Genomic DNA, 26,878 nt, shown 5'->3' on the forward strand with positions numbered 1-26,878 from the left:
CTTATTCCTTTTCATATTTATCAAGATTATCGAATTCCGGACGGTGTTTTTTCTCCCGCGACCACATCAGGTAAATCGCCGGAATAACAAACAACGTCAGCATCAGTGAAAACAGCGTTCCACCTACAATGACCACTCCCATACCAATTCTACTGGTCGAGGCAGCACCTAAAGACAGAGCAATCGGCAAAGCGCCTAAGGCAATAGCCAAACTGGTCATTAAAATAGGGCGCAGACGGGATTCCGAAGCCTGAATGATTGCCTCGTATTTCGATTTCCCTTGTTCCCTTAACTGATTCGCAAATTCTACAATTAAGATTCCATTTTTAGTCACCAAACCGATCAGCATTACCGTTCCGATCTGACTGAAAATATTCCAGGTTTGCCCGAACAGCCAAAGCGAAAACAAAGCTCCCGCTACCGCCATCGGTACCGTTAAAATAATAATGAACGGATCGATAAAACTCTCAAACTGCGCTGCCAGAATCAGAAAGATCAACAAAAGGGCCAATCCGAAAGCAAACGACGTATTGGAGCTGCTCTCTAAAAAGTCACGGGATTCACCGCTCAAATCGGTGGTAAAGGTATCGTCGAGCACTTTTTCTTTGATGCGTTCCATGGCGTCAATTCCGTCACCGATACTTTTACCCGGGGCCAGACCGGCCATAACCGTAGCCGACATATATCGGTTGTTGTGATACAATTGCGGAGGACTGCTCTGCTCTTCCATCGTAACCAGATTATCCAGCTGGATGAGTTCGCCTTTATCGTTTTTCACAAAAATAGACGTCAGGTCCATTGGTGCATTTCTGTCTTTTTTATCGAACTGCCCCATCACCTGATATTGTTTCCCGTTTCGCATGAAATAACCGAAACGCTGGCCGCTTAACGACAATTGCAGCGTCTGAGCCACATCAATAATTGAAACCCCTAAACTTTGCGCTTTTTCACGATCGATGGTCACATAAATCTCGGGTTTATTAAACTTAAGATTCACATCCGAATTGGAAAACGTCGGATCGTTCGCCACTTCCTCCATAAACTGCGGGATTTTCTCCTCCAGTTTTTTAAAGTTCGGCGCCTGAATCACAAACTGTACAGGCATTCCGCCACGACGGTTCACCGCAATAGTCGGCGATTCGGAAACGGATACTTTTGCTTCAGTATACTGCTTGGTCCATTTGGTCAGGTTTTCCGCGATTTCTTTTTGTGTTTTTTCTCTTTCATTGGGCTGCACCAAAGCAATTCGGGCACGACCGCTGTTTACCGAAGACGACCCGAAACCGGGCGAAGTGATAATCAAACTCACTTTTTTCTCCGGGACGGAATCGTTAATCAACTCCGTAAGTTCCGACATAAAACGATCCATATACTCGTAGGAAGCACCTTCCGGGGCCGTAACGTTTACCCCGATAAAACTTCTGTCGTCATACGGTGCAGTCTCTTTTTGCAGGATGCTGAAGAAAAGATAAATCAATCCGAAACACGCAATCAGAATCGGGAAACTCAACCATTTTTTCTTCATAAAACCTGTCAGCGCTTCAGCATAACCGGAATTCATTTTTTCAAAAAGAGGCTCCGTCAATTCATAGAATTTTGATTTCTTCTGTTCGCCGCCTTTCATCAAATACGCGTTTAACATCGGCGTAAGCGTTAAGGACACAAAGGCCGATATCAATACGGCAGCGCCAATCACCACGCCAAATTCTCGGAACAATCGCCCCACGAAACCTTCCAGGAAAATAACCGGTAAGAATACAGCGGCCAACGTAATTGAAATGGAAATAACCGCAAAGAAAATTTCGTTGGAACCTTTGATGGCGGCTTCAATCGGAGACATGCCTTCTTCCACTTTCTTGAAAATATTTTCGGTGACCACGATTCCGTCGTCAACCACCAATCCGGTTGCCAACACAATAGCCAACAAGGTCAGTACGTTTACGGAAAAGCCGCATAAATACATGATAAAAAAGGTCGCAATCAACGAAACCGGTATATCAATCAACGGTCGGAAAGCGATTGCCCAATCCCTGAAAAAAAGGTAAATGATCAAGACCACCAGAACAAGGGAAAGCAAAAGCGTTTCTGCAACTTCCAAAACAGCCTTCTCAACAAAAACCGTGTTGTCGATGGCGATGTTCAGTTTAAAATCTTTAGGTAAATCTTTCTGCAATTGGCCGTATTGCTCGTAGAATTTTTCGGCTATATCAAGGTAATTGGTTCCCGGTTGCGGAATTATCGCCATCCCGACCATCGGTTGTCCGGAATCGGAAAGTTTGGTCTCGAGGTTCTCAGCTTCCAGCGAGGCTTTTCCAACATCGCTCAAACGGACAATTTTATCACCTTCCGCTTTGATGATGATATCGTTAAAACCTTCTTCCGTAGAAATATTCCCAATGGTTTTTACTGTCAATTCGGTATTTGCACCGGTTAGTTTTCCGGAGGGCAATTCCACATTTTGTTTATTCAGCGCGGTACGCACATCGGCGACTGTACAACCGTAAGACGCAAGTTTAACCGGATCGATCCACAAACGCATGGCATATTTTCGCAAGCCCCAGATCTGAACGCTGCTAACGCCCGGAATGCTCTGTAAACGCTGTGACAAAACATTATCCGCATAATCGGAAAGCTCAAGAACATTCTTATTATCACTTTGCACCGTCATGGTGATAATCGGCTCGGAATCCGCATCCGCTTTGGACACTACAGGCGGCGCATCGATATCCTGTGGCAAACTCCGAACGGCTTGTGAAACTTTATCCCGCACATCATTCGCGGCTTCCTCAAGATTTTTATCCAGATTGAATTCGATACTGATACTACTACGCCCTTGACTACTGGACGAAGAAATATTACGAATCCCGTCTATGGAATTAATTGCTTTTTCAAGTGGTTCCGTTATTTGGGATTCGATGATATCGGCATTGGCACCGGAATAATTCGTTTGCACGGAAATCTGGGCCGGATCAATGGACGGAAATTCGCGTACCCCAAGAAACGTATAGCCGATAATCCCGAAAAGGATCAGCAGCAGGTTCAGCACTATGGTCAGAACCGGTCGTTTAATGCTTAAAGTCGATAAACTCATACCTGTCTTACTTTACCGTTACTTTTACCGGAGCATCGTCTTTCAGTGTCATTACCCCACTGGTCAAAACCGTATCGCCTGCTTTGAGTCCGGAGAGCACTAAAATGTCTTTATCGGTTCTTGTTCCTGTTTCCACCATTATTTCTTTGGCTTTTCCGTTAACCGAAACAAATACTTTCTTACCGTTTTGCACCGGAATAAGCGCTTCTGTAGGCACCAATAAGGCATCATTAATATTTTCTAACGGCAAGGCGATGTTGGCAAAGGTTCCCGGTATTAATTTCCCTTGACCATTTTCCGCAAGCGCTCTCATTTTCAATGTACGGGTAGTCACTTCGATTCCGGGCTCGATGGCATAGATTTTAGCCGCAAATTTTTCTTTTGAACCTGCAATCGTGAACGAAATACTGGTATTTACCTTCATCTGACCGGCGTATTTCTCCGGAATGGAAAACGTGATCTTCACCTGACTCGTATTGACCAGATTGGTCACTAAAGTCGTTGGGGTCACATAACTTCCTTTTGAGATGGAACGCAAGCCTATTTTTCCTGAAAAGGGAGCTCGCACCGAAGTTTTGGCGATTTGTGCCTGTATAAGCTGGGTTTGTGCTTTCGCGGAACGAAAATCGGCACTGGCGATGTCGTATTCCTCCTGGCTGATCGCTTCTTTTTCTAACAGCAAACGGGCTCTTCTTTCGTTTTCGGAGGCCAGGGTTTGTTTGGTTCTCGCCTGGGAAAGTTGGGCCCTGAGTTCCAAGTCGTTTATTTTTAAGAGCTGCTGGCCTTTGCTCACGTAACTTCCTTCTGCAAAATTGATACTTTCCACGACTCCGGACACTTCACTGCGTACTTCCACCTGCTCGTTGGCATCTATGGAACCAGAAAGTGACAGATTATCGGAAAAGACCTGTGGTTTCAAAACAATACCGGTTACTTTTGCCGGCTTTTTATCTCCTCCGTTTTTTCCTTTCCCTCCATCGTCTTTGGTTTTATTTTCGGAAATACGGTAAACAATCAGCCCTCCCAACACTACGGAGAGCAACGTATAAATTATGTATTTTGATTTCATAAAAGTAAGATAGTAGCTTTTAGATTTCGATCTGTTGATTTGGATAAACAAAGCTACTTCTTATCAAACCTATACCGCTAATTTTGAAGAGTTTTTAACAAAAATTTAGCGACTTTCCTTGAAGTTAATCATGAGCTCAACTTTGTGAAACAACTCCGGAAATTCCTGCTTGAAACGCTTTGGAGTCTCAAAAAAATGTTCCAAAACCACGGCCAGGAATTCAAATTTATTAGTGTAGGCATAAATCCGGAAATAATCCGATTCCACGAGCTTTTTAGCATTAGGCGGATGATGGATATCTTCCAGGATTTCCTTGAACATATCCGAGAAAATCGTCATGCTGCTATTATTGCTTTTCATGGCCTGAAAATTGAGCGCATGGGCAAATTCATGAAGCCCCAGGTTATGGTTGTCGTTCTCGATACTGTACCCTTCCAAAAAATCCTTCCAGGAAAACGCAATCGCTTTCACCATCGGGTTAAATTCCCCTTTATGAAATTCATCGTTCATGGTGGAATAATATTCGTCCGGATAAATGATGATGCGTTCAAAAACATCATACAGATAATGTTTCATTCCAAAAGTAAGCATGGTGGAAGTAGCGCCTATCAGGACTTTCATTTCGTCAGTCACTTTCAGACCGTCTTTCCCCACAAATTCGTATTCGGCTATAAAATCGGCCACGCGGTATTCGAAGTATTTCTTCTCTTTAATGGGCAACTTCTGATAAAACACAAACCCTTTTTTAAGAAAGGAACGCTGACGACGGGTCAGCCTTTTGGAAAAGGGATAAAAATGGACGTAAAGCGGCCTGTTGTAAAAAGCGATATAGCCTTGCTCGAAGACTCTAAAAGCAAGGAGTCCGACAAACATAAGCACGATTACAGCTAACAAGATGTCTTCTAAAGGCATACGTTAGGAATTGGGTTAAATATTTCAGGAAATATACGAAATATTCTTAACAGAAGTTTTCAAATTTAGCATCGATGAGTGAATTTTCGCTAAGGATTTTGAAAGCCTTTTTTGAAACACAATAGAGAAGAAAACACAAATCAAGGGATTGATTACTGCGCCAATCAGTTTGAAGGAAAAACTCAAGCAAGCTTGGACAAAAAACCATTTACACGAAGGGGTTGGCTACGCCTTCCCCTACAAAGCTCCGCTTTGAAAATAAAAGAGAATAAGGAAAATGCTCAAGCAAGCTTGGACATTTTCCTTATTCTCTTTTATTTATTCGTGACCTCGGAGGGGTTCGAACCCCCAACCCTCAGAGCCGAAATCTGATATTCTATCCAGTTGAACTACGAGGCCGGTTTGCGGACGCCAATACTGCAATCCGCAACTATTTTTATACTAATAATTTCTTCACGACAGTCGAAATGGTTTTCCCATCCGCCTGACCGGCTAATTCTTTGGAAGCCTGACCCATTACCTGGCCCATAGCCGCCATTCCGCTTGCTCCGGTTGCCGCGATGATTTTAGCCACAATCGCTTCCACTTCCGCTTCGGACAACTGTGCCGGCAAGAATTTCTCGATTACCGCTACCTGAGCCAATTCCGGCTCTGCTAAATCTGCACGGTTTTGTTCGTTGAAAATAGCGGCGCTGTCTTTTCTTTGTTTTACCAGCTTCTGAAGTAATTTGATTTCGTCTTCCGCCGTTAAATCACCTCCACCCGCAGAAGTCTGTGCCAATAAAATCTCGGATTTAATAGCGCGTAATGCTTCTAATGCTACGGTATCTTTTGCTTTCATGGCGGTTTTCATCTCGTCCATGATTTGTGCTCCTAAACTCATATCTGTAGTTGTTTATTCGGTTATTTGATATTTCGATTGCAAAAATTCAAAAGGTTTCCTGCCTAGCCCCGACAGTAGCGGTCTCGTTATTCGTAACGAGATAAAGCGGATGACGGGATTAAGGCTCCCAGACACAAACTGTCCATTACTTCGCCAATTCGCTATCACTCGGGTCGCTCCAAAAACCATTAAAAATTTTGCCCTGCGAAGATAAAAAAATAACCCGAAACTTTTGGCTTCGGGTTAAAGGTTTCTCATTGGGTTAGTTAATCCACATTGTCATGAAGGAAGGAGTTGTTGGAACGCAACTGAACGTCGTCGTTACTGTCAAACCCTAATGACATACGTGATTTACTATTGTCTACAGGAGCAGCATTCAAATCCACCCCCATTCTTTTATACGCTGGTTCACGCTCTAATTCATTCACACGGGTCGCGCTGTTGTTGAATTTATAGTTGAACTCTTTCATTTTTCTTTTGCGCTCTTCCGCACGCATACGAAGCGTTTCTTCAATGGTCATTTCCACCGGAGACACATCATCAAAGAACGACTGCACCACAGGAGCAGGCTCTTCAGATTTTCTCATGGTGATGTCCAACTCCGGAGCAACCGGCTCTTCTTTCACCTCTGCCACCGGTTTGGTAGCCGCCAGTTCGTTTTCTTTTTCCATATAATCGTCCAAAGAATAACGCACTACGCCTGATTCGTTTACCTCCGTTACCGGAACTACCTGTACAGGCTCGGTTACTTTCATTTCACGGGTTTCTTCCGTTAAATCAAAAACCAGACGGTCGTCGTTTGTAGAAACCCCACCGTTAGTTAAATCAAAGGAGAACGAAATCTGTTCCTGCACTTCTTTTACTTCGGGTTTCACGATTTCAGCACCGAAAACTTCTATTTCGCGGATGTCTTTGATTTCAAATTTCGGTTCCTCTTTTACCGGGGAAACAATTTCAAAGAAAACGTCCAGGTTATTGATGAATTCAGAAGTCGGAATCAAATCCACTTCCGCTATCGGCTTTTTTTCCACTACCTCTACTTCCTCCTCTAAAGCAAAAACGATTTTTTCTTCGGCTGCTACCGGAGTAACTTCCACTACCGGCTCTGGCTTCACTTCCTGAGCGATTGAAGAAAAATCAAAAGAAGGAACAATTGGTTTCTGCGTTAAATCCTGCACTAGTTTCTGCTCACCCTCTAACGTGTGGATGATCTTTTTAGGCTCAGAATTCACGATTTCCGCTTGTTGTTCTACATTGAAACCTGTAGCGATGATCGTAACAGAGACAGCGTCTCCTAACGACTCATCTTCACCGGCACCCATGATGATGTTCGCACTGTAACCCGCTTCGGTCTGGATGTAATCGTTGATTTCACCCATTTCGTCCATCGTGATTTCGTTGGTTCCGAAAACGATTAGCAACAATACATTTTTCGCACCGGTAATCTTATTATCGTTCAATAACGGAGAATCCAAAGCTGCCACGATTGCATCTTTTGCTCGGCTCTCACCCGATGCCGTAGCCGACCCCATGATTGCTGTTCCGCTGTTTGACAACACGGTTTTCGCATCACGCAAGTCGATGTTCAACGCGTAGTGATTGGTAATTACTTCCGCGATACCACGTGAAGCGGTTGCCAACACTTCATCCGCTTTGGAGAACCCGGATTTGAACCCTAGGTTTCCGTATACTTCTCTTAACTTATTATTGTTGATAACGATTAAAGAATCGACGTGTTTGCGCAGTTTCTCCACACCCTGCAACGCCTGCTCGGAACGCACTTTGCCTTCAAACTGGAACGGAATGGTTACGATACCTACAGTTAAAATATCCCTTTCCTTAGCCAATTGTGCGATTACCGGAGCTGCACCTGTACCTGTACCACCACCCATACCGGCAGTGATGAAGATCATCTTGGTGTTGCTGTCCAACATCTTTTCTATTTCTTCGATACTTTCCAATGCCGATTGTTGGCCTACTTCAGGATTTGCTCCTGCTCCAAGACCTTCGGTTAAACTTAATCCTAACTGAATTTTGTTAGGCACCGGACTGTTTTGCAACGCTTGAGAATCGGTATTACAGATTACGAAATCCACCCCTACAATCCCCTGCTTAAACATGTGGTTAATGGCATTGCTACCACCGCCACCTACACCAATAACTTTAATCACATTTGATTGATTTTTCGGCAAATCAAATGAAATACTTCCAAATTCGTTGTTGCTTTCCATACTGTATCGGTTTTATTCTGCGTTATCTAAAAATTCTTTAATCTTGTCTATATACTTGTCAAAAAAGCCTCTCTTGATCTTATCTCCTGTGGATTCCATTTCCACATGAGGCCTTTGCGCTTCAGCTTTTGGCTGCTCGAAGATATGTTCTTCATGCACCAATTCCCTTTCTTCTTCTTCAACTACCGGTTGTTGATAGACCGGCTGTTTTATTTCGATTTTTGGTTCCGGTCGCTTCATTTCCACCAGTGGCGTGGCGCTTTTGGTGTTGTTTCGGATGCTGTTCATCACCAAACCAACAGCTGTTGCGTACATCGGGCTAGAAATTTCCTCATCTGAATTCCCCGCCAAATGCTCGTTAGGGTAACCGATTCTGGTATCCATTCCAGTGATGTATTCCACCAATTGTTTGATATGCTTCAACTGAGAACCTCCTCCGGTCAACACAATTCCTGCAATTAACTTTTTACGGGGATCTTCATGACCATAAGCTTTGATTTCCGAAAAGACCTGCTCGATAATTTCCACTACTCGCGCGTGAATGATTTTCGAAAGATTCTTTAAGGAGATTTCCTTAGGCTCACGCCCTCTTAACCCCGGAATCGAAACGATTTCGTTGTCTTTATTTTCACCCGGCCAAGCCGAACCGAATTTCACTTTTAACAATTCCGCCTGTTTTTCGATAATCGAACAACCTTCCTTGATATCTTCCGTAATCACGTTTCCACCGAAAGGCACTACCGCGGTATGACGAATGATTCCATCTTTGAAAATGGCCAAATCCGTGGTTCCACCACCGATATCGATCAACGCCACTCCGGCTTCTTTTTCTTCCTGACTTAAAACCGCATCAGCCGAAGCCAATGGTTCTAAAGTCAACCCGGACAAATCCAATCCGGCACTTTTGATGCATCTTCCAACGTTACGGATAGACGAAGCCTGTCCAACCACTACATGAAAACTTGCTTCCAAACGACCGCCGTACATTCCGATTGGCTCTTTGATCTCGGATTCGCCATCGATTTTAAACTCCTGCGGCAACACATGGATGATTTCTTCACCCGGCAACATGGCCAATTTGTGCACCTGATTGATCAGCATGTCGATATCGGCATCCCCAATCACTTCTTCCGGATTAGGACGGCTGATATAGTCGCTGTGCTGAATACTGCGGATGTGCTGGCCGGCAATACCCACCACCACATCGTTGATTTTATAACCTGAATCAGCTTCAGCTTCGATAATTGCCTGCTGAATCGATTGAATGGTCTGTGTAATATTGTTTACCACACCACGTGCCACACCAAGGCTTTTGGATTTTCCAACGCCTAAGATCTCCAATTTCCCGTACTCATTTTTCTTGCCGATCATCGCCACGATCTTCGTGGTCCCGATGTCTAATCCTACTGCAATACTTTCTTTTTCCATTTTTCTGCTATTTGGTGCACACAACCTGTTGTGTAAACTTCAAATTAATCAACTTATACTTTCCTACCAAAGTATCTTTCAAGGCGTGCTGATAAAAGGCTTTGTAATTGTTAAACTTTTTATCAATGTTAATCGTCCGCCCGAAAAGAATCCGATACTCGTAATTCCTGTTCGTCATTTCCAGACTTCCCGTCGGCAGAATCTGCACTCCGGTAATGTTTTTCTTCAAGAAATCATCGTCGTGTATTTTCTTGAAAACTTCCACCAATCCAGCCTTGTTCTCCTCATTCATTTCACCGGACAGAAGTGGCACGCGCGCGGCAAAATTGTCCGACAACGGCATTTCTTCTCCTTGATAGTCAATGTAATAAGAACCTTTTTCGTTGCTAACTCTTGCGATTGGGGTCTTCTGTGTAACGAGCGCTTTAAGGGTTCCGTCTATAGTCGCATACACTTCGGCTTTCTCAATCATTTTGTTCTTGTCGAGGGCATGCTCTAAACTATTCAAATCTAATTTATCTTTTTGTATAGTGGAAGCACCGTTAAAATTTTGTATTAACAAGTTATTAACCGTTTCATGTGTCACAAAAGGGTTGTTTTCCCCAGTAAATGCAACATCCGTTTTCACAATTTTACGGGCTTCGTTTCGCATGGTGGAAAACGAATACAGAAAAATCATGACACCAATCATGAGCACTAAACGCACATCCGACCACTTAATTTTCTTCATCTTTCCAATGCTTTTTTAATCTCAGGAACCATTTCCCCCACATCGCCTGCGCCGATTGTCACAACTACCGGAGCATCAGAGGCTTGCATTAAGGAAATCAGTTCTTCTTTTTGCACTAATCGCTTATTGTCATTCTCCATTTTATCCAACAGCCAACTTGAAGTGATGCCTTCCATCGGCAATTCTCGCGCCGGATAGATTTCCATCAGAAAAACTTCGTCGAACTGCGACAGGCTTTTGGCAAAATCATCTGCAAAATCACGGGTTCTGCTGAACAAATGCGGCTGAAAAACCGCCAACACTTTCTTACCCGGATACAACTCGCGAACCGCTTGGTGTACCGCGTTGATTTCCGTCGGGTGGTGCGCATAATCGTCGATGTACACAAATTCCGGCTTGCGGATCTGGAACGAAAAACGACGGCGTACGCCCCTGAAAGACAAAAGAGCCTTGGCAATGTCTTCTGTTGGGGTTCCAAATGTTTTAGCCATCGCCAAAGCCAGTAACGCATTAGTCAGGTTATGTCGGCCCGGCAGACCGAATTTCAGATTCTGTATTTTCTCAGTTGGTGTTTCCACATCGAAAACATACCAGCCGTCTTCTATTCTAATATTTTTAGCTACAAACTTTGAATCATCATTGATACCGACCGTTATAGCATCAATCGGCAAACCATTCACTACAAACAAGTTGGACTTGTCGTCCACTTTATTGGCAAATTCGATAAAGGAAGCTTCTATCGAGGATTTATCCCCGTAAATATCCAAATGATCCGCATCCATTGAAGTTACACAAGCAATGTTCGGGTGCAGGTGCAAAAATGAACGATCGAATTCATCGGCTTCCACCACGGTTACGGTTTTCCCTTTTCCGATTAAGTTGGAATTGTAATTTTCAACGATTCCGCCTAAAAACGAAGTTACATCGGCACCGCTTTCGTATAAAATATGGCCCAAAATACTGGACGTTGTAGTTTTTCCATGGGTTCCAGCAACGGCAAAACAGAAGGTGTCTTTGGTGATAATCCCCAATACTTCCGCGCGTTTTCTTACTTCAAAACCATTATCCAGAAAGTAATTCCATTCGGTATGGTGTTTCGGAACCGCCGGCGTGATCACTACCAGCGTATTTTCTTTATTCAGATAGTCCTGCCCAATTAATTTTACATTGTCTTCAAAATGAATCTGGATACCTTCCTGTAGCAATTCATCCGTTAAATGTGTCGGGGTTTTATCATATCCTGCCACATTCTTACCAATAAACTTGAAATAACGCGCAAGAGCACTCATTCCGATGCCTCCGATTCCGATGAAATAGACGTTTTGTATTTGGTTCAGGTTCATTCTTATTTTGCTTTTTAAGATGGATTACTTAATCAGTTTTACAATCTCATCCACAATATCTTTTGTAGCGTTGGGCAAAGCCAACTCTTTTATGTTTGCACTCAATTGGTTTTGCTTCTCCGAATTCGAAATCAAATCCTGAAAAACGGTTTCAAACTGAGCGTCTAAATCTGCTTCTTTTAATAAAATCGCACCGTTTTTATCTACAATGGCTTTTGCATTTTTGGTCTGATGATCTTCAGCCACATTAGGCGACGGAATAAAAATCACCGGTTTGCCCACAATACACAATTCTGAAACGGATGAGGCTCCGGAACGCGAAATCACAACATCAGCTGCGGCGTAAACCAAATCCATACGATCAATAAACGACAACACTTGTACATTTTCTTTCTCATCAAAATGCTTGTATTCTTCAAAATACAACTTGCCGCATTGCCAAATGATTTGAACGTTTTGCGACAACAGAAATTCCAATTCTTTTGCGATTAACTGATTGATTCTTCTCGCACCTAAACTTCCTCCTAAAACCAACAATGTTTTTTTGGCCGGATCGAGTTTAAAATACGCAGCAGCCTCAGTTCTTTTATCAGCTACTGAAATCAAATCCTGACGCACCGGATTACCGGTTAAAATCATGTTTTCTTTTGGAAAAAAGCGCTCCAGATTTTCGTAGGCAACACAGATTTTATTCGCCTTTTTACTTAACAGTTTATTGGTGATGCCCGGATAGGAATTCTGTTCCTGTATTACCGTTGGCGTTCCCATCATGGAAGCTACTTTTAAAACGGCGCCGCTGGCAAAACCTCCGGTCCCGATTACCACATCCGGCTTGAAACTTTTTAATATTCCGAAAGACTTCGCTAAACTCGAAATCAGCTTTAACGGAAACATTGCGTTTTGCAAGGTCAGTTTTCTTTGAATTCCCGCAATCCACAATCCTTTGATCGGATAACCGGCTTGTGGCACTTTCTGCATTTCCATCTTATCGCTGGCGCCCACAAAAAGAATATCCGCTTTTGGAAAACGGCTTTTCAGTTCGTTCGCAATCGCCACCGCCGGATAAATATGTCCTCCGGTTCCGCCTCCGCTGATTATGAATTTTGGATTGTCTTTCATCTTCTTTCCGTTTCTGAAAACCTTCTTTGTTCTATTCTCAATATTCTATTTTCTTGGCTCTTTTCTCTTTCCTTACTCTTTCCCTAACACCGCATTCATCGGATTATCGGATTGGTCCTCGATAGAATAATTCTCTCCTTTCTTCGCCCTTTCGATGATTTCGTCAATTTCGTTTTTCTTCTCTTCCTCAAGCGCTACTTCTCTGTCTATGATTCGCTGTAAAGCTTCATCTCTTTGTTTGGCCTCCGCTTCAATCTGAGCTACTTCTTCTTCCTTCTTGGTTACGCTTAAAATGATACCGATGGCGATGCACGTCATCCAAATCGAGGTTCCCCCACTACTGATTAACGGTAAAGTTTGTCCCGTCGTTGGCAACAACTCCACTGCAACGCCCATGTTCGTAAACGCCTGAAACACGATTGGAAACCCGAGCCCGACTATGAGCAACTTTCCAAACATACTTGGTGCTTTATGCGAGGCGACCAGAAAACGAAAGAACAACAACAGATAAAGCCCCATAATAGCCAATCCTCCTATCAAACCGTATTCCTCCACGATAATGGCGAAAATAAAATCGGAAGAAGACTGCGGCAGAAAGTTTTTCTGAACACTTTTCCCCGGCCCTAAACCATATACTTTCCCGGAAGCTATTGCAATTTTCGCTTTTTCAATCTGATAATCGTCCTCATTCGGCACATCGGAACTGAAGCGTTCGATACGAGCCATCCAGGTATTTACACGGCTGGTCAGTTTATTATCCGGAAAAGCTTTCGCAATCAACACGAATAAAAGCAATGCTGCAATACCCAATCCTATAATCGTAAACAGATACTGTAAACGGTATCGGCCAACAAAAACCAGCATACACACCATGGAAAACATAAGGGCAGCTGTCGAAAAATTGGCCGGCAAAATTAAGCCAATTATTCCAAAAACCGGCAGCCATAACTCGATAAATGACGATTTAAATGTATACTCCTTATCCTCAATCTTTGACAGATATCGCGCCACATAAACCATCATCACAATGAAGGCAAAAGCGGACGGCTGAAACGACACGCCCACGAACGGGATTTTCAACCAACGGCTGGCATTCGCACCACCAATAGTTGTTCCCTGTAGCATCGTAAAACCTAACAAGGCAATTACAACCGGCAACAGCCACCAGGAGAATGCTTTAAAATAATGATACGGCGTACGATGTACAAAATAAATAAAGCAGAACCCGATAAAAACGTGCACCAGATGCTTGATCAAGTGGCCAATTATCGAGCCGTTCCCCACTACATACACCAAATTGGTACTGGCACTGAAAACCGGCATAAAGGAAAACAGCGACAATAGGGCTACGAATGCCCATATTCCTTTGTCACCTTTTAATTTTCCTAACAGTTCTTTCATTTTATTTATTTGCGAGTTTCTTAAGTAACCCTGTCTCTATTCTATATCCTATACTCTGTCTACAAATTCTGAACAGCGTTTTTAAACTGCTTTCCTCTGTCTTCGTAATTATCAAACAAGTCAAAACTTGCGCAAGCCGGTGACAACAAAACCGTATCGCCTTTCTCAGCCATGCGTTGTGCTATTTTAACCGCTTCAACCATGCTCGTTGTTTCAACCATAACATCAACCACCTCACCAAAGGCCTGCATGATTTTTGTATTATCTACACCCAGACAAACAATTCCTTTTACTTTTTCACGAACCAACGACATCAATTCGCTGTAATCGTTTCCTTTGTCCACACCTCCAACAATCCATACAGTTGGCGTGTTCATACTGTCCAAGGCGAAGAAAGTTGCATTGACGTTCGTTGCTTTAGAATCGTTGATGTACTGCACATTCTGAATTTTCAACACTTTTTCCAAACGATGCTCCACACCCTGGAAGTTGGATAAACTTTCACGGATGGTTTCTTTTCGGATACGCATTAATTGCGCAACCGTAGTAGCCGCCATTGCGTTTTTCACATTGTGTTTTCCTTCTAAAGCTAGTTCGTTGATTGGCATGGTAAATTCTTCGTTATTAATGTTGGTCGTTATGTTGTTGTCGTCTGCGTAAGCGCCTTCTTCGTATGTTTTCAACAGGGAAAAAGGAATTTTTTTGGCTCGTATTTCATTTTCGGATAACCATTTTACTATCGCTTCATCATCGTCATCGTATACAAAATAGTCATCTTCGGTTTGGTTTTTAGTGATTCTGAATTTGGCAGCGATGTACAAATCATAATCATAATTGTATCGGTCCAAATGATCAGGGCTGATGTTCGTCATCACAGCTATGTGCGGGCGATAGTCTATAATCCCGTCCAGCTGAAAACTGCTTAGCTCCAAAACATAAGCTTCGTATTTGTTTTCCGCAATCTGCCAGGCATAACTCTTACCGATATTTCCGGCTATTCCCACGTTCATCCCACCCTGCTTCAGCAAATGATGCGTTAACATCGTGGTGGTGGTTTTTCCGTTACTTCCCGTAATCCCGATTGTTACCACGTCGGTAAACTGACTCGCGAATTCAATTTCGGAAATAATCGGAATGTTATTTTGTTTAAGAACTTTTACAATATTGGACTTGTCTGGAATACCTGGGCTTTTCATAACCACATCGGCATTCAGAATCAACTCCTCGGTATGCTGTTTCTCTTCCCACGGAATCTGGTTCAAAATCAAAACTTCTTTATAGTTGTTCTTGATTTCCCCATAATCAGAGACAAAAACCTCATACCCTTTTTTCTTCCCGAGGATCGCAGTCCCAACGCCGCTTTCTCCTCCTCCTAAAACTACTAACCGCATAAATTATCTTAGTTTTAAGGATACTAATGAAAAGATCGCTAACAGTATGGCTACAATCCAGAAGCGGGTTACGATTTTACTTTCGTGATAGCCTTTTTTCTGGTAATGATGGTGTAACGGCGACATCAGGAAAATGCGTCGGCCTTCCCCATATTTCTTCTTGGTGTATTTAAAATAGGAAACCTGAAGCACTACCGATAAATTCTCCGCTAAGAAAATTCCGCACAGTACCGGAATCAATAATTCTTTACGAACCGCAATGGCTAATACCGCGATGATTCCACCAATGGTCAAACTACCCGTGTCACCCATAAAAACAGAAGCCGGATAAGCGTTGTACCAAAGGAAGCCAATGAGCGACCCTACAAAGGCCGCAATATAGACCGTCATTTCACCGGAATTCGGGATGTACATAATGTTCAGGTAATTCGAAAAGATGATGTTACCCGAAACGAAAGCAAAAATCCCGAGGGTGAGCACCGAAATCGCAGAAGTCCCTGCCGCCAAACCGTCAATACCGTCTGTAAGGTTAGCTCCGTTGGAAACTGCCGTGATGATAAAAATTACTACCGGAATGAAAATCAACCAGGCATAATCTTTGTAATCGTCTCCGGCCCAAGCCAGAATTTCCGCATAATCGAATTCGTTATTTTTGAAGAAAGGAATAGTCGTAGCCGTTGATTTTTCTTCTTTTGCCACTGCTGTAATTACGGTTCCTTCTTTAAAAACATCGGTTGTAGCCGTATCATTTCTTACAGTAACGCCCGGATGGAAATACAAAACCGAACCCACGATAAGCCCCAAGCCCACCTGACCGATCACTTTGAAGATTCCCTTCAATCCTTCTTTATCTTTTTTGAAAATTTTGATATAGTCGTCGATAAAACCGATAGTACCCATCCAAAGTGTGGTCACAATCAATAACATCACGTAAATATTATCCAGTTTCGCCAACAACAATACCGGAATCAAAGTCGAAAAGATAATGATCAAACCTCCCATCGTAGGTGTTCCCGCTTTCTGCGTTTGACCTTCCAGCCCTAATTCGCGAACGGTTTCCCCGATTTGCTGTCTTCTTAAGAAATTGATGATGCGTTTCCCGTAAATAGTGGAAATCATCAACGACAGGATAATGGCCAATCCGGAGCGGAAGGTAATGTATTGAAAAACCCCTGCTCCCGGCACATCCATTGTTTTGTGCAAATATTCGAAGAAATAATACAGCATACTCTTTAGTTTTTGGTTAGTTTTCGATTCTTTATGGCGTATAAACCCTTGTCAACTGCCTTCTGAATTCTTATTACTGACTACTTGTTTAATTGTTCTAATAATTCTTTTACAATTTTCATATCGTCGAAATCATGTCGCACACCCTGAATTTCCTGGTAGGTTTCATGCCCTTTTCCGGCGATCAAAATAATATCTCCGCTTTGCGCCAACTGACAGGCGGTTTTAATAGCCTGTTTTCTATCGACTATGGAAATGGTTTTCTTGAAATTTTGTCCTTCCACACCTTTTTCCATGTCTTCGATGATGGCTTCGGGTTGTTCACTTCTCGGATTATCAGAAGTAAATATGGCCTTATCACTCATTTCAGAAGCAATTTTAGCCATTATAGGACGTTTGGTTTTATCACGGTCACCGCCACAACCTACAACAGTGATCAACTGTTCGTTTTTGGTACGGATATCTTGAATGGTTTTCAATACGTTTTCCAAAGCATCAGGCGTATGAGCATAATCCACTATCGCCGTGATTTTCGATTCGGAAACGATAAACTGGAAACGGCCGGAAACACTTTCCAACTCACTTAACAGGCGTAAAGCTTCCTGTTCTTCCATTCCTAATTGCACCGCAGTTCCGAAAATCGCCAACAGATTGTATGCATTGAACGAACCGATCAAACGCACCCAAACTTCCTGATCGTTGATTTTCATCAGCAAGCCGGACAATTGGTTTTCCAACACCTGCGCTCTGTAATCCGCGTAGGATTTTAAAGCATACGTAAGCTTTTTGGCTTTTGTATTCTGTAACATTACCGTACCGTTTTTATCATCAACATTAGTGATGGCAAACGCGGTTTTCGGCAAATTATCGAAATAGGATTTTTTCACGTCGCGGTATTCGGCAAACGTGGCATGGTAATCCAAATGATCGTGCGACAGGTTGGTAAAGATTCCGCCTTCGAAATGCAAACCTTCCGTTCTTTTCTGATGGATCCCGTGTGAACTTACTTCCATGAAGCAATAATCACAGCCTTCCGCTATCATTTCGCTTAAATAATAGTTGATGGTCAAAGAATCCGGTGTGGTATGCGTGGCTTTGTATTCGGTTTCATCCACCATGATTTTAACGGTAGACAGCAAACCTACTTTATACCCCGCATTCTTAAATAACTGATACAACAAAGTGGCAATCGTGGTTTTTCCGTTGGTTCCGGTCACACCTACCAGTTTCAGTTCGGCTGAAGGATTTCCGTAGAAATTTGCCGCCATATAAGCCAAAGCACTGTTGGTATTATTCACCTGAACATACGTAATGCCTTCAACAATCAAACCTGGCATTTCCTCACAAACGATAACCGTTGCACCCAAATTGATTGCTTTTTCGATAAAATCATGTCCGTCGGAAACGGTTCCTCTGATGGCTACAAAAATGTCATCCGAAACCACTTTTCTGGAATCGAATTCGATTTTATTCACTTCGATATCCGTCGAACCTTTTACCGCTTCGATGGCTACTTTATATAATATGTCTTTTAAAATCTTCACGATAATTCCAATGTTATGAGTTGATTTTTTCTGAAAACCTGCCCCGGTTGTATGGATTGTTGTTTCACACGTCCCGTACCTACCACTTTCACTTTCATGCCGAAATTCTCCAGCATCGCCACAGCGTCCATACCAGTCATTCCTTTCACATTGGGCACAACTGCTTCTTTCTTCTGAACCTTGTTATAATATTCGGCGTAATTTTTCTCCTGGCTTTTATAGCGAACGTTCAGTTTTTTGATTTCATTGGTGGATGGCACATCGGTAAAAATCTTTTGTGCAATTCTTTTGAAAACCGGACCGGCTACATCGGCACCATAATATCCGGCCGCTACATTCGGCTTGTGAACCACAACCACGCAGGAATATTTTGGTTCATCGGCAGGAAAGAAACCTACGAAGGATGATGCATAATACATTTCTCCTTCACCCTTATGGTAATTCATTTGGGCGGTTCCGGTTTTTCCGGCCATCGAGAAATCTTTGGAATACAATTTTGAACCCGTTCCTTTTTTTACCACATTTCCTAAAACCGCTTTGATTTTCGCCAAGGCTTCATCGGAACATATTTTAGGGTTGATTACCTGCTTGTCGTATTTTTTTATGGTTTTGTTCCACTCTTTGATTTCCTTAACAAATTGCGGCTTTACCATTTCACCATTGTTTGCCACTGCATTATAAAGCGTTAAGGTTTGTAAAGGTGTCATAGAGACTCCGTAACCATAAGCCATCCATGGCAAAGCAATGGCCGACCATCTTTTATCGCTCGGTTGCGGAATATACGGTTTCCCTTCTCCTTTGAATGGTAATCCCAGAGGTTTGTTCAGTCCAAGCCCGTTGATTCTGTTCACGAATTGTTCCGGATTGTCTTTATAATTTTCATATACCGCCTGAACCAAAACCGTATTGGACGACAATTCAAAACCGCGGGCTAATGAAATTTTTCCGTATCCTTTTCCGTTAGAATCACGAACAGGTCTTCCTCTGTAAATAATTTTCCCTCCTTTGCAATCGTAAACTTTGCTGGTATCGACTTTTTCATCATCTAAAAGTGCAATCAAATCCACCAATTTGAAAGTGGAACCCGGCTCGTGCGATTCAGCTACAGCATAATTTATGGTTTCATAATAACTGCCACTTTCCGAACGCCCTAAGTTAGAAATCGCTTTTACTTCGCCGGTTTTGGTTTCCATTACCACCACACATCCGTGATCTGCCTGATAATATTCCAGTTGCTTTAATAAGGCGTGGTGGGCAATATCCTGAATGTAAACATCAATCGTTGAAATGATATCGTAACCGTCTCTTGGCTCAATTTCGTTGTTATCACTGATGGGTTTCCATTGGTTTTTGGCAATTTTCTGCATCAGACGACGGCCGTCTTTCCCGTTTAAATATTCACCGAAAGCACCTTCAATTCCCACACGGGTTCCTTTTCCTTTTTCGTCGAAACGTTCGTAACCGATAGTTCTTTCGGCAATTTTCCCAATGGGATGTTCGCGCACAGTTTTCTGCTCGGTAATCATCCCGCCTTTGTAAGCACCCAGATTGAACAACGGAAAACTTTTGATGCGCATGTATTCTGTGTAACTCTGTTTTCTGGCTAAAAGATAATAGCGGTTTTTATTGGCTCTTGCTTTTCGCAATTCCGATTGAAAATAACCGGAGGATTTTCCTAAAACCAGCGCAAGTGAATCCGATAACGGCTTAACGTTCTTCTCAAAATTCTCCGCAGTAGGTGCCATGGCATCGAAACGGATGGTATAATTCGGGATAGATGTCGCCAATAAACTTCCATCGGCGGAATACACATTCCCTTTGTTCGCCGGAATCACGAAATTTTTAACGGTTCTTTCTTTGGCAAGCTTACGGTAATAATCCCCTTCCACCCATTGGATGTTGGTTAATTTAACGGCAACAGCCACCGAAACCGTAAAGATCACGAAGGCTACCAGATAAATTCTATAAGATGTATTTTTACCGTCTACTGCCATAAATTCCGCAGGATTCCTTTATCTTCTTTTACTACTCTAATTTTTTTTGGCGGAACCGAAGAAGGCAAAACACCTTTAGGCTCCATTTCTTTTGAAATTGTCGACTCCATCTTCAGCTCCATCAACTGGGAACGTCGGTCTACAAATTCCGATCGCAATTCTTTCACTTCATTGGTCAGCTCAGTAATTCTGTAGGTTTTCTGCTCGTAACGGTGGGAATTTCCAATCATCACCATCGCCAGTAAAATCAGAAACACGATGAATTTCCAGTTTTTCAACGCATCGTCGTCGATCAGGAATTTCGCTTTTAACAAACTGTATACGCCGCCTTTCATCCCTATCTTTTTTCTGCGATTCGCAATTTGGCACTGCGGGCACGGTTGTTTTCTTTAATTTCTTCCTCAGTCGGCACGATCATTTTTCCGATTAACTTGAAAGGCACTTCGTAACGTCCGAAGAAATCACGCTCCGGCTCCCCTTCGAACATGCCGTTCTTCATAAAACGCTTCACCAATCTGTCTTCTAAGGAATGGTACGAAATCACACTTAAGCGACCGCCCGGTTTTAAAACCTCCAAAGATTGCTCCAAAAACTCTTTCAGCACATCCATTTCCTGATTCACCTCAATACGGATCGCCTGATAAATCTGTGCTAAAATCTTATTACTTTTGTGTGCCGGTAAAAATTTCGCCAACACTTTTTTTAGCTGTTCCGAATTTTTAATAGGCTGCTCTTTTCTTGCCGTTACAATCGCGTTGGCCAAGCCTTTTGCCGTGGTCAGTTCGCCGTATTCTGCAAAAATTCTTCGCAACTCTGCTTCTTCATATTCGTTAACCACATGATAGGCACTTATATCGCTCTTCTGGTTCATACGCATGTCCAACTCCGCATCAAATCGTGTGGAAAAACCGCGTTCCGCCACATCAAACTGATGGGACGAAACCCCGAAATCCCCAAGAATCCCGTCTACTTCTTTGGCGCCGTGAAAGCGAAGAAACCGCTTCAGGAACCTGAAATTTTCATGTATTAAGGTAAAACGCTCGTCATCGATAGCATTCGCTAAAGCATCCTGATCCTGGTCAAAGGCAAACAGTTTTCCGTTAGGCCCCAAACGACGCATGATCTCTCTGGAATGCCCGCCGCCTCCAAAAGTCACATCCACATACACCCCGTCCGGCTTGATATCCAAACCATCCACAGTTTCTTTCAACAAAACAGGATTATGATATTCCATTGGTATCGTCGTTTAAATCACCCATTACTTCTTCCGCTAAATCAGCAAAATCAATATCGTCGCCTGAAATAGCCTGTTCATATAACTCTTTATCCCAAATCTCCACGATGTTCACTTTAGAGCTCAACACCAAATCTTTCGAAATCTGGGCAAAATCAATCAGATCTTTTGAAATCAACAGACGGCCGGCATCGTCAATCTCCACCATTTTCACCCCCGCCATAAACTTGCGGATGAAATCGTTGTTTTTCTTATTGAAGCGGTTCAGCTTGTTGATTTTCAGCATCATCAAATCCCATTCCGACTTCGGCCAAAGCTCCACGCACTTATCGAAAACCGAACGTTTCAACACAAAACCATCCTCCAAAGAAGGCAATTGCTTCTTCAGCGGAGCCGGCACCATCAGCCTTCCTTTTGCGTCGATTTTACACTCGTATGTTCCGATAATATTCGTCAAGCGAAACGGTTTTTGAATTGATTTAGAACAAAAGTACAGTTTTTTTTACCACATTTTACCACAAATTCCCACTTTGTTGATAAGTTTTTACACCTCCGTAATGATTCGTAGGAAAATCTGCTAAACTTCTCATTCTTAATCTTTAAAGAAATTGCAGTATTTTAAAAGAATAACAAGAAATTCAGCAATCAAAAATTGTTTTCGACCGTGTTTCTTATAGAATTTTAAAAAAGATTTTTTGCGACAATAAAAGCCAGAAATTTTGAAAAATGTTGATAATTAGAACCTTAAACCAAACACCGGCGAAAAATCGGTTTTAATAAGAAAGTATTTTCGATTTTCATTTTGAAAGCTTCCTATTTATGGAGAAAGTCATATATTTGTCTGATTTTGATATTGGATAATTATACACCAGAAACACATGTTGAAAAAAGAAGGCAAATACAGATATTTTGAAGCTGGAGAGGGCACGCCTATCATTATTTTACACGGTCTTATGGGAGGTTTGAGCAACTTTGATGGCGTGGCAAACTTCTTTCCCAAATACGGCTACAAAGTTGTTATCCCGGAATTGCCGCTATACACCAACAATATTTTAAAAACCAACGTTAAAGCTTTTTCAAAATTTGTAAAAGACTTTATCACCTTTAAGGATTTCGACAAAGTGATTTTGCTTGGCAACTCTTTAGGAGGCCATATCGCTTTATACCATACTAAAATGTATCCGGAAAAAATGGCCGGATTAGTAATAACCGGAAGTTCCGGTTTATACGAAAGCGCAATGGGTGAAAGTTACCCGAAACGCGGTGATTACGAATACATTAAAAAGAAAGCCGAAGACGTTTTTTACGACCCAAAAGTAGCCACCAAAGAGATTGTGGACGATGTATACGCTACTGTAAATGACCGAATCAAACTTTTGAAAACGCTTACCATTGCCAAAAGCGCAATCCGTCATAACATGGCAAAGGATTTACCAAAAATGACAACACCAACCTGCATTATCTGGGGAAGAAACGATGTTGTGACACCTCCGGACGTAGCAGAAGAATTCAACCGATTGTTACCGAATTCCGATTTATACTGGATTGAAAAATGCGGGCATGCCGCTATGATGGAGCATCCTGATGAATTCAACCGTTTAATGCTTGAATGGCTTACAAAATCGAATTTATAAACTAAAAAGTTACAGTTGCCTGTAACTTTTTAAATTTAATAGAAAATGAAATCGCACAAAATAAATCTTTGCGAAAGCAAAAGCAACAAGAAATGCGATACCATATGACCTTTAAAAAAAACTGAGACATATGAAAATCAATACCGCCGAATTTATCATCAGCAATTCCGAAGTGAGCAAATGCCCGAAAGAACCGCTTCCGGAATATGCTTTCATTGGCCGTTCCAACGTAGGAAAATCGTCGTTGATCAACATGTTGACCAACCATAAAAATTTGGCAAAAACTTCCGGAAAACCGGGAAAAACCCAACTTATCAACCATTTCAAAATCAATTCCAACTGGTTCTTGGTCGATTTACCGGGTTATGGTTACGCAAGGGTTTCCAAGAAAACCAAAGAGACCTTCCAGAAGTTCATCACGGATTATTTTGAACAGCGCGAGCAATTGGTTTGTGCTTTTGTATTGGTTGACATCCGTCACGAAGCCCAGAAAATCGATTTGGAATTCATCACTTATTTAGGCGAAACCGGCGTACCGTTCTGCATCATTTTCACTAAGGCCGACAAAATAAGCCGAGGCAAAATAGACCAACACGTGGCCGCTTACCGAAAAGCCTTATTAGCCAACAACTGGGAAGAAATGCCGCAGTATTTCGTAACTTCTTCTTCTGAAGAAATCGGAAGGGAACCACTGTTGGAATTCATTGATCAGGTAAATGACGATTTGTTTAAAAACAATCAATTATAAAATAAAAAAGCAACCATTTTGGTTGCTTTTTTATTAGTTGTAGGAGCTTAACTCCATCGTAAAGAATCCTCCGTCTTCTTTGATATTACCAATCTCATCATGCCAGAAAATATGTGATTCGTTTATGGCAGAAGTTGTTGTATACTTGAACACTTTACAGTGAAAAGTCCCCGCAGGAACCGTTATAAGAGAATCAATATCCACAACCTCATGCGTCACAACGGAATTGTCAGGTCGTGTATATTGCCATGTCTGACCCAATGTTGCATTCTTTTTATACGTTTTGGAAAAATAATCCCCATTATTACTTGAATCCACCAAAAGGAAATCACCGTCCTGCTTCATCAAATCTGTAGAGGCAGAAATCTGATCACCAGCTGTATTAAGTATTTTTCTATTCACCAGAAATCCCGATCCGTTGCAATCCCCAAAGGTAAGCTTCATGGTTCCGGATGGAAAACCGAATTGTGTCATATTATAGTTCAACACTTTTCCGGTTTGTAAGAAAGGGATGGTTGAAGTACAGCTTTGTGAAGCATCAGAAGTACTGTCGTCACTGCTACAAGAAGCCATAACGAATGCCATCAGAACTCCTAAAGAAAGGATTTTTCTCATGTATAAATATATTAATAGGTTAAGTGGTTATTTTTTGAGGTCTAGTTTTTCTGCAAAATAATCACAGAAATCGCGCATGGTTGCGGTCATTTTTTCGTCTTCGGTAGCACGGTGGTAGGTATCGGCCATCGCAACAAGCGTCTGGTGAAAAAATACCTTCATTTCATCCACCGGCATGTCTTTGGTCCACAAATCGATGCGCAGGGTTTCCTGAACTTTGCTATCCCAAATCGACAACAACATCGCTTTGGCTTCTTCTTTATCAACGCCACCGTCTTTGGCCGTCCAGGATAATTTTTCCGGTACGCGGTTTTCGTCTAATTCAACCGTTAGTCGTATTTCGGATTTAATAGTTTTTGACATTATTTTTTAGGTTTGTATTTAGAATTTTCAAAGATTTCCTTAGCATCCATCGCTAACATTTTCTGCAGGGTTACATCATTGTTATCCATATAAGAACGAACAATCTGCCAGCCTATCCATTGCCCGACACGGCCAGGGGATTCCGCATCGATTTCCAAATAAAATTTAGAATAAGGCCCAACGGAAACAAAACGCTGCATCAATTTGGTATCGGTATCAAAAAGCACTTTGTTTTCAATAAAATAACGCCACATTTCACTTTCATTTTCCTGGCACCATTTGATTTGCTCTTCCGTATATTCAATTTTGGCAGCATCTGTAGCATCCGGCAGCAACATATCTTTCATGTAAAGCTCTTTCCCGAAATAAACCATCTGAGCCAATAAAGTCCTGTCCTTTGGCGGCGCAATCTTCCCTAAGGAAAAACTGGCTACCAGATCCGGCAACATCTGAGAAGGTTCAAAGCCCTGACGCTGGTATTTAGGAAAACCTTCATAAAAACGATGGTCTTTACCAAGATAGGTATCTAATGAAATCAGCACTAAACTGTCGGCATAAATGGCTTTGGCATCGGTATCTACTTCCGAGATCAGGGTGATCACTTTTGGCGTTTTGTATTCCGGATAATAATATTGGATGCGTTTAAACAAATCTTCCAGATCATTTTCGAAGGCATCGTTGTTAGGGAATTTCTTCTTAACTTCTCCGTACAATTCACGCAATAACGGATTGGCAAGTTTGTTGGTCCAAACCGTATCGGGATTCCCGGCCGGAAAAAAGAACGGGTATTTTGATTTCAGCCCGGCTAAATCTTCCGGTTTTGACTCGTAAAAGAGCTTGTCAAAACGTTCGATTTTCATCTTTACAGGTATAGCCGCTACAGCTTCGGTTACTTTATCTTCTTTTTTACAGGAAGTCACAAAGGCAGCAAAAACAAAAAGCAACAGGTACTTCTTCATAGTCGTTAATCAAAAAATTTATATTTTTATGGCATCAAAACCGGCGCAAATATACGCTAGAGTTTTTATAAAATCTTCATAAAAAATAGTATGGCAAAGGCAAACACTTTTCAGGCAGATAAAATCAACACTCACATTGTTAATTGGCTACGCGATTATGCATCAAACGCAAAAGTAAAGGGATTTGTTGTGGGCATCTCCGGCGGAATTGATTCGGCACTAACTTCAACACTTTGTGCTCAGACCGGATTACCGACTTTGTGCGTGGAAATGCCCATTCACCAACAGCATTCACAAATATCAAGAGGCCAGGAACACATTGAACAGTTAAAAAAACGCTTTGACAATGTTTCCAGTGTTATTGCAGATTTAACCCCAGTTTTTGAAGAATTTAAAACCGAAGTACCAAGTTCTGATAACGAGGCTACACTTAACCTTACGCTTGCCAACACCCGTGCCCGTTTGCGCATGACGACCCTGTATTATTTTGCCGGGCTACATTCCGCATTGGTAGCCGGAACCGGAAATAAAGTTGAAGATTTTGGCGTGGGCTTCTTTACAAAATACGGCGATGGCGGGGTTGATATCAGCCCGATTGCAGATCTTGTCAAGAGCGAAGTACGTCAATTAGCTAAATATGTAGCCGTTCCGGACAGTATCTTAGCTGCCAAACCCACCGACGGCCTTTTTGGGGACGACCGAAGTGACGAAGACCAATTAGGGGCCAGCTACGACGAATTGGAAGCTGCAATGGATGCCGTGGCAGCCGGTAAAACCGAAGACAATTTTACTGGTCGCGAAAAGGAAGTGTTTAAGATTTACAACAAACTTAACACAATCAACCAACATAAGATGATTCCTATACCAGTTTGTGACATTCCTAACGAATTGAAATAAATTTCTTATCATTGATTATCAGTATATTGTATTTTTTTAGTAATTTTACAGACAATTACTATTAA

General features: G+C 42.2%; 23 protein-coding genes and 1 tRNA gene. 3 read left to right on the forward strand and 21 right to left on the reverse strand.

Translation table 11 applies throughout. The annotated features are described in order from the left end of the window. Position 1 precedes the first annotated feature (1 nt). The 18 genes from ACWPKD_RS05335 to mraZ form a co-directional block, all read right to left on the reverse strand. Complete coding sequence (locus ACWPKD_RS05335) at positions 2–3,091, reverse strand: efflux RND transporter permease subunit (RefSeq protein ID WP_455411642.1); 3,090 nt, start codon at positions 3,089–3,091, stop codon at positions 2–4. Between the two features lie 7 nt (positions 3,092–3,098). Beyond that, the gene (locus tag ACWPKD_RS05340) at positions 3,099–4,160 is read right to left on the reverse strand and encodes an efflux RND transporter periplasmic adaptor subunit (RefSeq protein WP_455411643.1); all 1,062 of its coding nucleotides are present in this window, start codon (positions 4,158–4,160) and stop codon (positions 3,099–3,101) included. Positions 4,161–4,265: 105 nt separating this feature from the next. Further along, positions 4,266–5,072: a zinc-dependent peptidase gene (locus ACWPKD_RS05345; RefSeq protein WP_455411644.1), complete on the reverse strand. Its 807-nt coding sequence runs from the start codon at positions 5,070–5,072 to the stop codon at positions 4,266–4,268. Positions 5,073–5,397: 325 nt separating this feature from the next. Beyond that, a tRNA-Arg gene (locus ACWPKD_RS05350) sits at positions 5,398–5,471 on the reverse strand. 37 nt (positions 5,472–5,508) lie between these two features. Then, complete coding sequence (locus tag ACWPKD_RS05355) at positions 5,509–5,955, reverse strand: GatB/YqeY domain-containing protein (RefSeq protein WP_455411645.1); 447 nt, start codon at positions 5,953–5,955, stop codon at positions 5,509–5,511. 266 nt (positions 5,956–6,221) lie between these two features. After that, positions 6,222–8,186 (reverse strand): cell division protein FtsZ, encoded by a 1,965-nt coding sequence (gene ftsZ, locus ACWPKD_RS05360; protein ID WP_455411646.1) that lies wholly within the window; start codon positions 8,184–8,186, stop codon positions 6,222–6,224. Between the two features lie 12 nt (positions 8,187–8,198). Next, positions 8,199–9,614 (reverse strand): cell division protein FtsA, encoded by a 1,416-nt coding sequence (gene ftsA / locus ACWPKD_RS05365; protein ID WP_455411647.1) that lies wholly within the window; start codon positions 9,612–9,614, stop codon positions 8,199–8,201. A gap of 7 nt (positions 9,615–9,621) precedes the next feature. After that, positions 9,622–10,344: a cell division protein FtsQ/DivIB gene (locus ACWPKD_RS05370; RefSeq protein WP_455411648.1), complete on the reverse strand. Its 723-nt coding sequence runs from the start codon at positions 10,342–10,344 to the stop codon at positions 9,622–9,624. Next, positions 10,341–11,687 carry a UDP-N-acetylmuramate--L-alanine ligase gene (gene murC / locus ACWPKD_RS05375; protein WP_455411649.1) on the reverse strand — a complete coding sequence of 449 codons (1,347 nt, stop codon included), beginning with the start codon at positions 11,685–11,687 and terminating at the stop codon, positions 10,341–10,343. The genes ACWPKD_RS05370 and murC overlap by 4 nt, the downstream gene beginning before the upstream one ends. A 24-nt stretch (positions 11,688–11,711) precedes the next feature. Next, on the reverse strand, positions 11,712–12,806 hold the full coding sequence (gene murG / locus ACWPKD_RS05380; RefSeq protein WP_455411650.1) for an undecaprenyldiphospho-muramoylpentapeptide beta-N-acetylglucosaminyltransferase: 1,095 nt from the start codon (positions 12,804–12,806) through the stop codon (positions 11,712–11,714). A gap of 72 nt (positions 12,807–12,878) precedes the next feature. Continuing rightward, positions 12,879–14,207, reverse strand: coding sequence for an FtsW/RodA/SpoVE family cell cycle protein (locus ACWPKD_RS05385; protein WP_455411651.1), 1,329 nt, complete (start codon positions 14,205–14,207; stop codon positions 12,879–12,881). A 59-nt stretch (positions 14,208–14,266) separates the two neighbouring features. Further along, positions 14,267–15,598 (reverse strand): UDP-N-acetylmuramoyl-L-alanine--D-glutamate ligase, encoded by a 1,332-nt coding sequence (murD, locus tag ACWPKD_RS05390; protein ID WP_455411652.1) that lies wholly within the window; start codon positions 15,596–15,598, stop codon positions 14,267–14,269. A 3-nt stretch (positions 15,599–15,601) separates the two neighbouring features. Further along, positions 15,602–16,825: a phospho-N-acetylmuramoyl-pentapeptide-transferase gene (mraY, locus tag ACWPKD_RS05395; RefSeq protein ID WP_455411653.1), complete on the reverse strand. Its 1,224-nt coding sequence runs from the start codon at positions 16,823–16,825 to the stop codon at positions 15,602–15,604. A gap of 80 nt (positions 16,826–16,905) precedes the next feature. Beyond that, the gene (locus ACWPKD_RS05400; RefSeq protein WP_455411654.1) at positions 16,906–18,369 is read right to left on the reverse strand and encodes a UDP-N-acetylmuramoyl-L-alanyl-D-glutamate--2,6-diaminopimelate ligase; all 1,464 of its coding nucleotides are present in this window, start codon (positions 18,367–18,369) and stop codon (positions 16,906–16,908) included. After that, positions 18,366–20,363, reverse strand: coding sequence for a penicillin-binding protein (locus tag ACWPKD_RS05405; RefSeq protein ID WP_455411655.1), 1,998 nt, complete (start codon positions 20,361–20,363; stop codon positions 18,366–18,368). Before ACWPKD_RS05405 ends, ACWPKD_RS05400 begins: the two co-directional genes overlap by 4 nt. After that, positions 20,354–20,698: an FtsL-like putative cell division protein gene (locus ACWPKD_RS05410; RefSeq protein ID WP_455411656.1), complete on the reverse strand. Its 345-nt coding sequence runs from the start codon at positions 20,696–20,698 to the stop codon at positions 20,354–20,356. The genes ACWPKD_RS05405 and ACWPKD_RS05410 overlap by 10 nt, the downstream gene beginning before the upstream one ends. 2 nt (positions 20,699–20,700) lie before the next feature. Next, the gene (gene rsmH, locus ACWPKD_RS05415; protein WP_455411657.1) at positions 20,701–21,597 is read right to left on the reverse strand and encodes a 16S rRNA (cytosine(1402)-N(4))-methyltransferase RsmH; all 897 of its coding nucleotides are present in this window, start codon (positions 21,595–21,597) and stop codon (positions 20,701–20,703) included. Next, positions 21,584–22,054: a division/cell wall cluster transcriptional repressor MraZ gene (gene mraZ / locus ACWPKD_RS05420; protein WP_455411658.1), complete on the reverse strand. Its 471-nt coding sequence runs from the start codon at positions 22,052–22,054 to the stop codon at positions 21,584–21,586. Before mraZ ends, rsmH begins: the two co-directional genes overlap by 14 nt. Positions 22,055–22,475: 421 nt before the next feature. On the opposite strand from mraZ, the gene ACWPKD_RS05425 reads away from it, so the two are divergent. Together ACWPKD_RS05425 and yihA are read left to right on the forward strand one after the other, a co-directional pair. Next, positions 22,476–23,231 carry an alpha/beta fold hydrolase gene (locus tag ACWPKD_RS05425; RefSeq protein WP_455411659.1) on the forward strand — a complete coding sequence of 252 codons (756 nt, stop codon included), beginning with the start codon at positions 22,476–22,478 and terminating at the stop codon, positions 23,229–23,231. Between the two features lie 130 nt (positions 23,232–23,361). Beyond that, the gene (gene yihA / locus ACWPKD_RS05430; protein ID WP_455411660.1) at positions 23,362–23,979 is read left to right on the forward strand and encodes a ribosome biogenesis GTP-binding protein YihA/YsxC; all 618 of its coding nucleotides are present in this window, start codon (positions 23,362–23,364) and stop codon (positions 23,977–23,979) included. Between the two features lie 33 nt (positions 23,980–24,012). Here yihA and ACWPKD_RS05435 read toward each other — a convergent pair whose 3' ends face one another. From ACWPKD_RS05435 to gldB, 3 genes are read right to left on the reverse strand one after another with little or no spacing between them, the layout of a single operon-like run. Beyond that, the gene (locus ACWPKD_RS05435) at positions 24,013–24,594 is read right to left on the reverse strand and encodes a hypothetical protein (protein WP_455411661.1); all 582 of its coding nucleotides are present in this window, start codon (positions 24,592–24,594) and stop codon (positions 24,013–24,015) included. A 27-nt stretch (positions 24,595–24,621) separates the two neighbouring features. Then, entirely contained in the window at positions 24,622–24,957 is a 336-nt protein-coding gene (gene gldC, locus ACWPKD_RS05440) for a gliding motility protein GldC (RefSeq protein WP_455411662.1), read from the reverse strand. Next, complete coding sequence (gldB, locus tag ACWPKD_RS05445) at positions 24,957–25,916, reverse strand: gliding motility lipoprotein GldB (protein WP_455411663.1); 960 nt, start codon at positions 25,914–25,916, stop codon at positions 24,957–24,959. The genes gldC and gldB overlap by 1 nt, the downstream gene beginning before the upstream one ends. A gap of 90 nt (positions 25,917–26,006) precedes the next feature. Here gldB and nadE point away from each other — a divergent pair, with 90 nt between their 5' ends. Next, positions 26,007–26,813 carry an NAD(+) synthase gene (gene nadE / locus ACWPKD_RS05450; RefSeq protein ID WP_455411664.1) on the forward strand — a complete coding sequence of 269 codons (807 nt, stop codon included), beginning with the start codon at positions 26,007–26,009 and terminating at the stop codon, positions 26,811–26,813. The last annotated feature ends 65 nt before the right edge of the window (positions 26,814–26,878 follow it).

The sequence above is a fragment of the Flavobacterium pedocola genome, assembly GCF_053764385.1.